Source organism: Arthrobacter sp. NPDC055585, from assembly GCF_053619115.1.
Genome location: NZ_JBSHIT010000009.1, coordinates 1 through 12,157, shown reverse-complemented (window position 1 = coordinate 12,157; position 12,157 = coordinate 1). Strand labels below are relative to the sequence as shown.

At 65.4% G+C, this 12,157-nt stretch carries 11 protein-coding genes; 10 read left to right on the top strand and 1 reads right to left on the bottom strand.

From position 1 onward, the window contains the following. The first annotated feature begins 3 nt into the window (after positions 1–3). The 4 genes from ACWGQ2_RS14745 to ACWGQ2_RS14730 all read left to right on the top strand — a co-directional run bounded on the left by ACWGQ2_RS14745 (position 4) and on the right by ACWGQ2_RS14730 (position 3,951). On the top strand, positions 4–1,089 hold the full coding sequence (locus ACWGQ2_RS14745; protein ID WP_452018554.1) for an alcohol dehydrogenase catalytic domain-containing protein: 1,086 nt from the start codon (positions 4–6) through the stop codon (positions 1,087–1,089). Positions 1,090–1,092: 3 nt separating this feature from the next. After that, positions 1,093–2,724, top strand: coding sequence for an FAD-dependent oxidoreductase (locus tag ACWGQ2_RS14740; protein ID WP_452018552.1), 1,632 nt, complete (start codon positions 1,093–1,095; stop codon positions 2,722–2,724). Beyond that, the gene (locus ACWGQ2_RS14735) at positions 2,721–3,494 is read left to right on the top strand and encodes an SDR family NAD(P)-dependent oxidoreductase (protein ID WP_452018550.1); all 774 of its coding nucleotides are present in this window, start codon (positions 2,721–2,723) and stop codon (positions 3,492–3,494) included. The genes ACWGQ2_RS14740 and ACWGQ2_RS14735 overlap by 4 nt, the downstream gene beginning before the upstream one ends. A gap of 67 nt (positions 3,495–3,561) precedes the next feature. Then, positions 3,562–3,951, top strand: a complete 390-nt coding sequence (locus ACWGQ2_RS14730) for a DUF1801 domain-containing protein (protein ID WP_152225953.1) — start codon at positions 3,562–3,564, stop codon at positions 3,949–3,951. Positions 3,952–3,954: 3 nt separating this feature from the next. Here the strand turns inward: ACWGQ2_RS14730 and ACWGQ2_RS14725 are convergent, their stop codons facing one another. Further along, on the bottom strand, positions 3,955–5,310 hold the full coding sequence (locus ACWGQ2_RS14725) for an MFS transporter (RefSeq protein WP_452018838.1): 1,356 nt from the start codon (positions 5,308–5,310) through the stop codon (positions 3,955–3,957). 192 nt (positions 5,311–5,502) lie between these two features. On the opposite strand from ACWGQ2_RS14725, the gene ACWGQ2_RS14720 reads away from it, so the two are divergent. Genes ACWGQ2_RS14720 through mnhG form a run of 6 tightly spaced genes read left to right on the top strand, consistent with a single transcriptional unit; the run spans position 5,503 to position 11,989 of the window. After that, entirely contained in the window at positions 5,503–8,508 is a 3,006-nt protein-coding gene (locus ACWGQ2_RS14720; RefSeq protein WP_452018548.1) for a Na+/H+ antiporter subunit A, read from the top strand. Beyond that, entirely contained in the window at positions 8,505–8,993 is a 489-nt protein-coding gene (locus tag ACWGQ2_RS14715) for a Na(+)/H(+) antiporter subunit C (protein WP_452018546.1), read from the top strand. Before ACWGQ2_RS14720 ends, ACWGQ2_RS14715 begins: the two co-directional genes overlap by 4 nt. After that, on the top strand, positions 8,990–10,600 hold the full coding sequence (locus ACWGQ2_RS14710; protein ID WP_452018544.1) for a Na+/H+ antiporter subunit D: 1,611 nt from the start codon (positions 8,990–8,992) through the stop codon (positions 10,598–10,600). Before ACWGQ2_RS14715 ends, ACWGQ2_RS14710 begins: the two co-directional genes overlap by 4 nt. A 14-nt stretch (positions 10,601–10,614) precedes the next feature. Then, positions 10,615–11,196 carry a Na+/H+ antiporter subunit E gene (locus tag ACWGQ2_RS14705; protein WP_452018836.1) on the top strand — a complete coding sequence of 194 codons (582 nt, stop codon included), beginning with the start codon at positions 10,615–10,617 and terminating at the stop codon, positions 11,194–11,196. Beyond that, positions 11,193–11,450 (top strand): monovalent cation/H+ antiporter complex subunit F, encoded by a 258-nt coding sequence (locus tag ACWGQ2_RS14700; protein WP_325790193.1) that lies wholly within the window; start codon positions 11,193–11,195, stop codon positions 11,448–11,450. The genes ACWGQ2_RS14705 and ACWGQ2_RS14700 overlap by 4 nt, the downstream gene beginning before the upstream one ends. A gap of 2 nt (positions 11,451–11,452) precedes the next feature. After that, complete coding sequence (gene mnhG / locus ACWGQ2_RS14695) at positions 11,453–11,989, top strand: monovalent cation/H(+) antiporter subunit G (protein ID WP_452018542.1); 537 nt, start codon at positions 11,453–11,455, stop codon at positions 11,987–11,989. Positions 11,990–12,157 lie beyond the last annotated feature (168 nt).

Sequence of the window (12,157 nt, the reverse complement as noted above, 5' to 3'; positions counted from 1 at the left end):
GGCATGCTGCGAGCCCACACCGTCCGCAGGCGGACCATCGAGCTGCGTGAGGAGGAACCCCCGGCACTTACGCCCGGGCACGCCCTGGTCCGGGTGCACCAGGTTGCCCTCTGCGGGACCGACCTGCACATCTGGGACGACGACTATCCCACGGAGCTGCCGCTGGTGCAGGGACACGAGTTCGCCGGGCGGATCGAAGCCATCCACCCGGCGGAGAGCGGACCGGGCCTGGCCGTGGGAAGCGCCGTAGCGGTCAGCCCCATGGTGTACTGCGGCAGCTGCGGGCCGTGCCTTGCCGGCCGTCCGAACGTCTGCGAGTCCATCTCCTGTCTGGGCTGCTACGAAGACGGTGCCCTGACTGAGCTCATCAGTGTTCCGGTCGCCAAGCTTCACCCCGTTCCTGAGGGCATGCCGCTTCGGCTCGCCGTGCTGGGGGAGCCGGGATCAATTGCCATGCAGGCTGTGAACCGGGGCAGGCCCGAGGCAGGGGAGACGGCCCTGGTTTTCGGCTGCGGGCCAATCGGGCTGCTGGCCACGCTCTTCCTGACCGAGCTGGGCGTCAATGTCATCACCTCGGACCTCGTTCCGTCCAGGCTCCAAATGTCCCGGGCGTTTGGGGCAGTGGCCACGCTGCAGGCCGGCTCGCAGGGATTCCCGGACAGCGCTCAGCGCAAAGTGCTCGAATCCTGGTGCCGGATGTCCGGTCCCACCCTCCTCATTGAAGCCACCGGAGCACCGGCGTCGTTCGAGAACGCTCTTTCGCTGGCAGCCCCGACGGCGCGGATTGTCCAGGTAGGCATCTCGACGGCAACTGCCGCGCTGTCCATGCGGACGGTGCCGTTCAAGGAACTGGACATCCTCGGCAGCCGGAACAGTGCAAACCTCATCCCCGCTGCCCTGGCAGCCCTAAACCGGCACCGGGACCTGGCCGAATCCCTGATCACTCACACCTTCGAGCTGGCAGGGATACAGGAGGCCTTCGAAACCATGCTTGATCCGGCCCGGGGGGCAGGAAAAATCGTCATCACCATGCCGGTCCGTGAGCCTGCGGCCTCTGGCGCGCACACCGGCGAACGAGGGGAGAGCTGACCTATGAGACGCGAAGAAGCCCTCATCACCTCGAACCCGGCCGATCCGGCGTCCTCCTACGACGTCGTCGTGATGGGTTCCGGCGCCGCAGGCCTCACCGCTGCGGTCCGGGCAGCCCACGGCGGTGCCTCCGTGCTGGTGCTGGAGAAGGCAGCGCTGCTGGGCGGAACTACTTCCGCAGGCGGCGGCGTCATCTGGGCACCCAACAATCACCTTTCACTAACCGCAGGATTCTCCGATTCCCGGGCAGCCGGCATCAGCTATCTGCGGGCCGCGGCCGGCCATGCCATGCCGGACCAGGACATTGAGTGGTTCGTTGACACCGCAGCGGACGTGGTTGGATTCCTGGACCGCCACACCCGTGTGCGCCTGGTACCGCTGGCCCGTCCGGACTATCACCTGGAATGGGACGGCGCCGCCGCCGGAGGCCGCAGCCTGGACAACCTGCCGTTCTCCGACGACGACCACCCGGGACTGGCCGCCATGCTGCGGCCGTCCACCTACTTTCCGCTGCTCACCATGATCGAACGGGACAATCTCAACGGCCGGGCACCGGACCCGCAGCTGCTGCGGGCCCGTGCCGATGAGGGCATCCGCACCATGGGAGGGGCCCTCGCCGGGTCCCTGGCCGCCACCGCCCTCGATCAGGGAGTCCGTCTCGCAGTCCAGACACCCGTGACAGGACTGTCCCGTTCCGGCAGTGGATGGAACGTGGAGATTGCCGGACGGGAGGAGCCCATCCGTGCCGGCGCCGTCGTCATAGCCTCCGGCGGGTTCGAGTTCAACGCGGACCTGCGAGCAGCGTTCCTTCCGCTGCAGGCCACACCGATCGGCGCACCTTCCAACGAAGGCGACGGACTGGAACTGGCGCTCGCGGCCGGGGCAGCCGTGCGGGATATGACGGCGATGTGGGGTGTTCCGGTGATCACTCCGCCGGGCGCACGGTACGACGGCCGGCCCACGGGGCGGATGGCGAACGTGGAAATGACGCTGCCGGGGTCCATCACGGTCAATGCCGCAGGCCGGCGGTTCGTCAACGAAGCGTTGAACTACCACGACGCCGCCCGCGTCTTTGCCAACACCGATCCGCGAAGCTCCCGCCAGCAGAACAATCCTGCCTGGCTCGTCTTTGACTCGGATTACCACGCGAAGTACCCGGTGGCAGGCTCTGCCCCGGGTGTGGCGGAGGACTGGATGAACGGCTCGTCCAGCCTCTTGGAACTGGCTGAAAAGACGGGGATCGATGCCGCCGGGCTGGCCGAAACGGTGCTGCTGTTCAACGACGGCGCCCGGCAGGGCACCGATGCCCTGTTCGGCCGGGGAGCCAGCGAGCAGGACCGCCACCTCGGTGACCAGTCCAACCTGCCCAACCCCTGCCTTTCCCCGCTGGACAAGCCGCCGTTCTATGCAGTCCCCGTGCATGCAGGGATGCTGGGAACCTCCGGCGGGCTGGCAGTGAACCACCAGGGCCAGGTCCTGGGCTGGGACGGCGGGCCCATCACCGGGTTGTACGCGGCGGGCAACGCCGCAGCCGGGGTTTTCCGCAACCACTACCCGGGCGGCGGGGCGACGCTGGGATCCGCCCTCACGCGTGCCTATGCCGCTGCCCGCCACCTGTGCGAAGGCGCAGCATGATTCCGGATGGGGAAGCCCCGCAGCACCGGCTGCAGGCCTGGCCCGGACGCTTCGCCGGCAGGGTGGTGCTGGTTACCGGCGCCGGGGGAGGACTGGGATCCGAGGCAGCGGCCAGGCTGCGGGCCGAGGGCGCATGCATTGTGGCCACGGATGTCGCAGCACCCGCCGGATCCCCGGCGGATACCGAAAGTTTGTTCCTCGGGCTGGATGTCACGGACCAGGCGCAGTGGCAGCAGGTTCTCCGGCACACCCTGGACCGGTTCGGCCGATTGGACGGTGCGCTGTTCTGCCACGGCGTCCAGGGCCCGGAAGTGCCGGTGGAGGAGGTGCCGCATCAGGGCTGGAACCGCACCCTGGAGGTTAACCTGACGGGTTGCCTCTACGGGCTGCAGGCGGTTATCCCCCAGATGCGCGCGGCCGGATACGGCCGGATCGCCATGCTGGCTTCGATCGCAGGCAGGGAAGGGAACGCGAACATGTCGGCCTATTCTGTCTCCAAGGCGGGCCTGATTGCGCTGGCCAAGTCCGCGGCGAAGGAGACCGCTGCCGCAGGTATTTCAGTTAACTGTGTTGCGCCCTCGATGTTTCAGACGCCGCTGCTCAAGGACCTGAGTGCCGAACGCAATGCTGAGCTGCTCGCCAGGGTTCCGATGGGAAGGGTTGGATACCCGGCGGAGTTCGCGGCCCTGGCCGCCTGGCTGCTTTCCCCCGAATGCAGCTACATGACGGGGCAGACCCTGGACCTCAGCGGAGGCCGGAACACGGCCTGAGGAATGAGCCCGGCAGGTTTGGGGCTCTACTGTGGACACCGGCACTGCACGGTGCCAGATTGTGCGCATGGAACCCGCAGAACCAGAAGAGCTGACGGACTATCTGGCAGCCCTGGACCACCCGATGTCCTCCGTGGTGCGGCACCTTCGTGCGGCCATCCTCTCGGTGGATCCCCGGATCCACGAGAACATCAAGTGGGGCGCTCCGAACTTTGCCCTGCGTGATGACTTTGCCACTTTCAGCCTGCGCCGCCCGGAGAACATTCAGGTTGTTCTTCACACCGGTGCCAGGCCGAAGCCCGACCACCGTGAAATCACCGTCACCGACCCGCGCAAGGTGCTGCGGATGGCCGGACGGAACAGGGGAGTGGTGACCTTCTCAAGCCGGGCGGCCGCCGAAGCGGCGATGGACGATTTCACCGACGTCGTCCGCCAGTGGGTAGCCCAGCTGGAATAGGCGCTAAACCTCGGGCACCACTGCCTTGGGCGTACGCCCCGGGGCGCGGACCGGCAGCAGCGCCAGCAGACCCAGCAGCAGCACCAGTAGGATGCCGATGATGCCGTACCGCTGGGCTCCGAAGATGGCGATGAAGGCCGCAAAGAGCGACGGCGCCAGGAAACTCACGGCGCGGCCGGTGGTTGCGTAGAGCCCAAAGAGCTCCGACTCCTCGCCATCCGGTGCGAGCCGCGCGAGGAAGGCACGGGAGGCAGACTGGGCCGGCCCGACGAAGAGGCAGAGGGCCAGGCCGAAGATCCAGAAGGTTGTGTCTCCGGTCCATTCAAGGCCAAACAGGCTAACATCCTCCGCGCCCAGGACAGCGATGACCGTTCCTGCCAGCAGCAGGCCGGTCAGCGCCCCGACGATCACGGGCTTGGGACCGATCCGGTCATCGAGGAAGCCGCCGGCGAAGGAGCCTGCTGCGGCAACGATGTTGCCGAAGATGGCGAACATGATCACCTGGGAGAGCTCCCAGCCGAACGTTCCGCCCGCAATGATGCCGCCGAAGGTAAAGACCGCCGCCAGCCCGTCGCGGAATACCGCACTGGCCAGCAGGAAAAAGATGGTGTGCGGGCTGGTCTTGTAGATTGCCTTGATCCGCCGGAACAGCAGTCCGTAGGAGGCAAAGAAGCCAATCTTTGCGGCGCGGGTTCGGGGAACCTCGGGCACGGTGAAGAAGATGGGGAGGGAGAAGACCAGGAACCACGCGGCGGAGAAGAGAGCCACGGCGCGGATGTTCTGGCCGTTCTCCGAGGTGACGCCGAACCAGCCGATGTCCGGATTGATGAATCCTACCAGCACCAGTACGAGGGCGACGATACCGCCCACGTATCCCATGGCCCAGCCGAATCCGCTGACCCTGCCGATGGTGCCGGGGGTGGAGACCTGCTTGAGCATCGCGAAGTAGTTCACGTTGGCGAACTCGAAGAACACGTTGGCCAGGGCGATGAGCGCGACGCCGAGCAGCAGGAAGTTCTCACTCGGGTACACAAAGAAGCAGAGTCCGGTGGCAACGCAGACCGCCACGGTGTTGACCGCCAGCCACAGCTTGCGGCGCCCGCCGGTGTCGGACCTCTGGCCCGCGACGGGAGCCAGTACCGCCACCAGCACACCGGCCACGGCCAGACCGGCCCCCAGGACCGCTGAAGCGTGATCTTCGCCACCAAATGAATCGGAAGTCAGGTACACCGTAAAGACGAAGGTGGTCATCACGGCGTTGAAAGACGCCGATCCCCAGTCCCACGAGGCCCACGCCCAAACCTCCCGCCGTCGCGCCTGAGCGGGGGTCCCGGACTGTCCGGGAGTTGCGTGCGTCATCGAAGCCATGATCCAGATGCTAACGGGCAAATGCGCGCGGAAGGTGGACGGACGCGGCCGCGTTTGAACATGTTCCGAATGTGACCGGGGCTTATGCCTCCGCTAGAATAAATCAAAGCCCCTCGACCCGACGTTGATAACTAAAGCTGTGTTCTGACCTGTAAGGCCCATCAGAGAACCCGGGAGATCTACGTGCTAATTGTGCTAACCGTTCTATTTGCGGTGGCACTAGTGGCGCCCTCATTCTTCCGCCGGATTGGCAGGTCTGCTTTTTATCTTCTGGCGGCTGTTCCGGCCGGTGCATTCATCTGGCTGATGGCCACGTACCCCCGGTACATCGAGTCCGGCCAGTCCCTCGCCTCAGGCGCCCCGAACGCACCTCCGTCGGTCATTATCCCCTGGGTCCCGGATCTCCGGGTGGAACTGGCTTTCCGGATCGATGCGCTTTCGGCTGTCCTGGCAATCCTCATCCTCGGCGTCGGCTCCCTGGTCCTGTTCTACTGTGCCCGCTACTTCCGCCCCGAAGACCCCAAGATGGGCAGCTTCGGAGCGCAGCTGCTGGCTTTCGCCGCAGCAATGTTCGGTTTGGTGACGGCAGATGACCTGATTCTGCTCTTCATCTTCTGGGAACTGACCACCATCCTGTCCTACCTGCTGATCGGCTATTCCGCGCACCGCCTTTCGGCCCGCCGCGCAGCCCTGCAGGCGCTGATCGTCACCACGTTCGGCGGACTGGCGATGCTCGTGGGCATGATCATGCTCGGCTCGGCTGCCGGCACCTACAGGATCTCCGAGATCATGGCGATGGCACCGGAGCTGGTGGCAAGCGGAGTCATCGTTGACGTAGCCATCGTGCTGATGCTGATCGGCGCGGTCTCGAAGTCCGCACTTTTCCCCTTCCATTTCTGGCTCCCCGCGGCGATGGCCGCACCCACCCCTGTCAGCGCGTACCTGCACGCCGCGGCGATGGTGAAGGCCGGCATCTACCTGGTGGCCCGGCTCGCTCCCGGCTTCTGGGAAACCACGTACTGGACTCCGGTTATTACCGTGCTCGGCCTGGCGACGCTGCTGCTTGGCGGCTGGCGTGCCCTGCGCCAGCACGACCTCAAGCTGATGCTTGCCTACGGCACCGTCAGCCAGCTCGGTTTCCTCACCCTGGTGGTAGGCCTGGGCAACCGCGAAGCAGCCCTGGCCGGGCTTGGCCTGCTCGTAGCGCACGGGTTCTTCAAGGCCACGCTGTTCCTGGTGGTGGGCATCATCGACCACCAGGCCGGAACGCGTGACATCCGCAAGCTCTCCGGCGTCGGCCGCTCTGCACCCGTCCTTGCCGTCGTGGCAGCGATCGGTGCCGCCTCCATGGCCGGCCTGCCTCCGCTGCTTGGGTTCGTGGCCAAGGAATCCGTCTACGAAACGTACGTCCACTTCGCCGAGGAACAGGGCACCCCCACGGCCATTGTGCTGCTGGTCGGCGTTGTTGCCGGTGCCATCCTCACCTTCGCGTACAGCTGCCGGTTTGTCTGGGGCGGTTTCGCCACCAAGGAATCCTGCAAGCCGACGGCCTTCAAAGCCATTCCGTGGCCGTTCCTCGCCCCGCCTGCCATCCTGGCTGCCGCCACCGTCTTCTTTGGCCTCTGGCCGAAGCCGCTGGACACAATCATCAGCCCGTACGCGGACCTGTACCCGCTGGAAGGCGAAGCGACCCACCTGGCGCTCTGGCACGGCTTCACTCTGGCCCTCGGCCTGACGGTACTGACCATCGCGGCCGGAACCCTCCTGTTCTTCCAGCGCACCCGGGTGGAGAAAATCCAGGCGCGTATGGCCAGCCCGCTCGATGCCGAGCGCTCCTACCGCGGCCTGATCGGCATCCTGGATGACGCCGCGGTATGGGTCACCGGACGCACACAGCGCGGTTCGCTGACCTTCTATCTCTTTGTCATCCTGAGCATGGCCATCGTGACGCCGCTGGGCGCCGTCCTGCTCCGGGACGCGCCACTGCCGGAACACTTCCACTGGTTCGACTCCCCGCTGCAGGCCGTGATCGGTGCAGCCGTGGTGATCGGGGCAGTCGGTGCAGCCCGCGCCAACAAGCGGTTCCTGGCCGTGCTGATGGTAAGCGTCAGCGGCTACGGCATCGCCCTGATCTTTGCCCTGCAGGGTGCCCCGGACCTGGCACTGACCCAGATGCTGGTGGAAACCATCGTCCTGGTGGCCTTTGTGCTGGCGCTGCGGTCCCTGCCGGCCCGGCTGTGGAAGCGCGAACCCACGGGCCAGCGCCTGCTGAGGGCCGGACTCGGTATTGCCTTCGGAGCCGCCATGGTGCTCTTCGCCATGACCGCGATGGCATCCCGCGTGGCCGAACCCATCTCCCTGTCCTACCCCGAACTTGCCTACAAGGGCGGCGGCGGCCTGAACATCGTCAACGTGACCCTGGTGGACATCCGTGCCTGGGATACCTTCGGCGAGCTCTCTGTTCTGGCCATGGCGGCCACCGGCGTCGCTTCCCTGATCTTCATCCGCGGCCGCGGCGACAAGCGCCGCCGGGCCAATGAGATTGCCACCGGCTCCGTGGACCGCGGGCGCGAACACTTCGCTTCCTCCGAGCGGGAAGCCGCCACCCTCGCCCTGGCCCGGAAGTTCTCCTCCGTGGCCCGGGAAGCGTGGCTGGTAGCCGGCCGCACGCTGGCTCCCGAGCGCCGCTCCATCATCTTTGAAGTGGTCACCCGGCTGCTGTTCCACTCCGTGATCATCTTCTCCATCTACCTGCTTATTGCCGGCCACAACTCACCGGGCGGCGGCTTTGCCGGCGGGCTGATGGCAGGACTGGCACTGACCATCCGCTACCTTGCCGGCGGCCGCTTCGAGCTCGCCGAAGCAACTCCGGTCAGCGCCGGCACACTGCTTGGCGGCGGTTTGGGCCTGGCAGCGCTTTCCGCAGCAGCTCCGCTGTTCTTCGGCGGCCAGGTGCTGCAGAGCGCCATCATTGAGTTCACCTGGCCGGTCTTCGGTGACGTCAAGTTCGTCACCTCGACCATCTTCGACATTGGCGTGTACCTGGTGGTGGTGGGCCTGGTCCTGGACGTCCTGCGCAGCCTCGGCTCGGAAATCGACGAACGCTCCGAAGGCGGTTCCGATGACGACGACGAGGACCTGGTGGAACCCGAACCCGAACTGCTTGAAACGGAAGGAGTGTCCCGATGAGCGTCAACATCACGCTGCTGCTCATCATGGGCGCCCTGTACGCGGCTGGGATCTACCTGGTCCTGGAACGCAGCCTCACCCGGGTGGTGCTGGGCCTGGCCATGATGGCCAACGCCACCAACCTGCTGCTGCTGGCCACCGGCGGCTTCCAGGGACTGGCGCCGCTGTTCAGCTCCGAGATTCCGCCGGAAGACTACAACGACCCGCTCCCGCAGGCATTTATCCTCACCTCAATCGTTATTTCCTTCTCCGTCACGGCCTTTATGCTCGGCCTCATTTACCGGTCCTGGGTGCTGGGGCGCCAGGACGAGGTCCAGGACGACATCGAAGACCGCCGCGTGGCCAGCCAAAGCAGCTACGACGCGGAAGACGACGCCGATGTCCCCGAGGACACGACCGAGTTCACGCCGGCTGACGAGGCCGAGGAAGCACCCGGGTCGCAGCGCGGCCAGGGCACCGGAACCACAGGAGAGGCAAAACGATGAACGCTTCCAGTTTTGCCCCGCTCGCCGTCGTCCTGCCGTTCCTCGGCGCGGCACTGGCCTTCCTCCTCATCCGGCACCAGCGTTCCCAGCGCATCGTGTCCATCAGCGTGCTGACCCTGACGCTGGCACTGGAGTGCTTCCTGCTGGCCGCCGTCTGGGAAACCGGAGCGCAGGCAGTGAACCTGGGCGGCTGGATGCCGCCGTTCGGCATCACCATGGTGGTGGACCAGTTCTCCGCCCTGATGCTGGTGGTGTCCACGGCCATCAGCCTTGCGGTGCTTATCTACGCAGCCGGCCAGGGTATGACCGACGGTGATGAAGACGGACCGATTTCAATCTTCCATCCGACCTACCTGATCCTGGTGGCCGGCGTTTCCAATGCCTTCCTGGCCGGCGATCTGTTCAACCTCTACGTTGGCTTCGAAATCCTGCTGACGGCCAGTTACGTACTGATGACACTGGGCGGCACCACGCCCCGGATCCGCGCAGGCGTGACCTACGTCGTCGTCAGTGTCATTTCCTCTGTCCTGTTCCTCACCGCCATCGGCATGATTTATGCCGCAACCGGCACGGTGAACATGGCAGACCTTGCGATCAAGTTGGGCGAGCTGGACCCGGGAACGCAGATGATGCTCCACCTGATGCTGCTGGTTGCCTTCGGCATCAAGGCCGCCGTGTTCCCGCTGTCCTTCTGGCTGCCTGACTCCTATCCCACTGCTCCGGCACCGGTTACCGCGGTGTTCGCCGGCCTGCTGACCAAAGTGGGCGTGTACGCCATGGTCCGCACGGAGACGCTGTTGTTCCCGGGAGACCGAATCAATACGCTGCTGATGGTGGTGGCAGGACTGACCATGCTGGTGGGCATCCTGGGTGCGCTGGCGCAGACTGACATCAAACGTATGCTCTCCTTCACCCTGGTCAGCCACATCGGTTACATGGTGTTCGGCCTGGCGATCTCCTCGATCGTGGGCATTGGTGCGGCAGTGTTCTACGTGGTCCACCACATCACCGTCCAGACCAGCCTGTTCCTGGTGACCGGCCTGATTGAACGGCGCGGCGGCACAGCCAACATGGACCGTCTGGGAGGCCTGGCCCGGCTCTCGCCGCTGCTGGCAGTGCTGTACTTCATTCCGGCCATCAACCTCGCCGGTATTCCGCCGTTCTCCGGGTTCCTCGGAAAGCTGGGCCTCATGCAGGCCGGTGTGGAACTGGGCACGCCGCTGGCCTACGTGCTGGTAGCGGCCTCCGTCCTGACCTCGCTGCTCACCCTGCTGGTCATGGCACGGGTTTGGAACCGCGCGTTCTGGCGGACCCCGGAAGACGCTGTCCACCCGGACCCGATCCTGCTGGCCACCACCTCCGACGGAAGCACCGTCCGCGACTCCGGCAATGTGAGCGGACACAGCAGCGGGCGCTTTGGCGGCCGCTCCACAGTGAACCTGCTGCCGAAGTCCATGGTTTACCCCACCGTGGGACTTGTGGCCCTGGGTGTCTCCCTCACGGTGCTGGCAGGGCCGCTGTTCTCGCTGAGCGACGACGCCGCCCAGGACCTGCTGGACCGCACACCGTACATTGAAGCGGTCCTCGGCGAAGGGAGCGCACCGTGACTCAAAAAGCCCGCATGCGCAACCACCCGCGGATTCCCCTGCTGAAGGAACTGCCGCTGATCATCTGGCTGGTGCTGCTCTGGGGAGCGCTCTGGCAGGACTTCAGCCTGGGCAATTTGGTGTTCGGCGCCATCATCGCGTTTGTTGTCACCAACATTTTCTACCTGCCTCCGGTAGACCTCTCTGGCCGGTTCAACATTCTGTACGCCGCGGGCTTCGGTGTGCGGTTCCTCTACAAGCTCGTGATCGCGAGCGTCCACGTGCTCTGGCTGGCCACCGTCCACGGCCCGCGGATCAGGAACGCCGTGGTCGCCGTAAAGCTGCGCAGCCACTCGGACCTGCTGGTCACGGCTACCGGCCATGCGCTCTCCCTGATCCCCGGCTCGCTGGTGGTGGAAGTGGACCGTTCCACATCAACCCTTTACCTGCACTGCCTGGGCGTGAACAGCCAGGAGGCAGCGGAAAAGGTCCGCGACGACGTGCGTGCCACTGAATCCTGGCTGATCCGCATGATGGGCACCCGGGAAGACCTGGCCCTGGTACGGGCCGAGCAGAAAGATCTCAAGGAACTGCGCGAAGGGGAGGTCAGCCGATGACTGTAGCCGTCATCATCGTCTCCGTCATGCTGGCAGTCTCGGCGGCCGGTGCCATCTTCCGCATTGTCCGCGGACCCTCCATTCTTGACCGCGTCCTTGCCGCGGATGTGCTGCTGGCCATCGTCGGCGGCGCCCTCATCGTGGATATGGTCGTGAACCGGAACCTTGATTACCTTGCGCTGCTGATCGCTATTTCGCTGATCGGCTTCATTGGCTCCGTGACGGTTGCCCGCTTCGTAACGGACCGGAGGTAGCCATGAGCGAAACCGTGATTGACGTAATCGTCGGGGCACTGCTGCTGGGCGGGGCCACCATGTCCTTCGCCGCAGCGATCGGCCTGACCCGCTTCCCGGACCTGATGAGCCGGATGCACGCGGCGACCAAACCGCAGGTGCTCGGCCTGCTGCTTTTCCTGCTGGCCATGGCTGTGGAGTTCCGCAGCTGGGTCCTGCTGCCGGTCCTGGCGCTGTGCTGGATCTTTATGCTGCTCACCGCGCCCGTGTCTGCCCACATGGTGGGCCGTGCCGGCTACCGCACCAAGCACCTGCGCCCGGAGCTGCTGACCATCGATGAGCTGGACGACGTCGTGGAACGGGCGCAGCAGCTGATGTTTGAGGTGAAAGAAGAAAAGGCGGCTGTTGAGGCGGAAGCCGATCCGTTGGTCGACGACGATCCCGGGCAGGAACCGGACGGCACCTACTACACCGGGGATCTCAGCGACGAGGAACTGGCACGCACCCGTGCCGAAGCGGAGGCGGCCAGCCGCCCGCCCGGACGAAGCCGCGAAGGCTGACCCGGCTTACCATTCCCCCGAGATGACAGAAACTGCCCGTATGAACGCTCATACGGGCAGTTTCTGTCATCTCGGGGGGTGCCTCTATGGTTTTCGTCAAGCGGCTGAGGGCAGGTTCTTAGGTGCAGGGTCTTCGTAAAGGGTGCCGTCGCGGAGCATGGCGAAGAG

Excerpts from the sequence above, each read along its gene's own strand:
- ACWGQ2_RS14725 (WP_452018838.1), bottom strand. The coding sequence starts at position 5,310 with ATGACGCACGCAACTCCCGGACAGTCCGGGACCCCCGCTCAGGCGCGA.
- ACWGQ2_RS14745 (WP_452018554.1), top strand. The coding sequence starts at position 4 with ATGCTGCGAGCCCACACCGTCCGCAGGCGGACCATCGAGCTGCGTGAG.
- ACWGQ2_RS14740 (WP_452018552.1), top strand. The coding sequence starts at position 1,093 with ATGAGACGCGAAGAAGCCCTCATCACCTCGAACCCGGCCGATCCGGCG.
- ACWGQ2_RS14730 (WP_152225953.1), top strand. The coding sequence starts at position 3,562 with ATGGAACCCGCAGAACCAGAAGAGCTGACGGACTATCTGGCAGCCCTG.
- mnhG (WP_452018542.1), top strand. The coding sequence starts at position 11,453 with ATGAGCGAAACCGTGATTGACGTAATCGTCGGGGCACTGCTGCTGGGC.
- ACWGQ2_RS14735 (WP_452018550.1), top strand. The coding sequence starts at position 2,721 with ATGATTCCGGATGGGGAAGCCCCGCAGCACCGGCTGCAGGCCTGGCCC.
- ACWGQ2_RS14705 (WP_452018836.1), top strand. The coding sequence starts at position 10,615 with ATGCGCAACCACCCGCGGATTCCCCTGCTGAAGGAACTGCCGCTGATC.
- ACWGQ2_RS14710 (WP_452018544.1), top strand. The coding sequence starts at position 8,990 with ATGAACGCTTCCAGTTTTGCCCCGCTCGCCGTCGTCCTGCCGTTCCTC.
- ACWGQ2_RS14715 (WP_452018546.1), top strand. The coding sequence starts at position 8,505 with ATGAGCGTCAACATCACGCTGCTGCTCATCATGGGCGCCCTGTACGCG.
- ACWGQ2_RS14700 (WP_325790193.1), top strand. The coding sequence starts at position 11,193 with ATGACTGTAGCCGTCATCATCGTCTCCGTCATGCTGGCAGTCTCGGCG.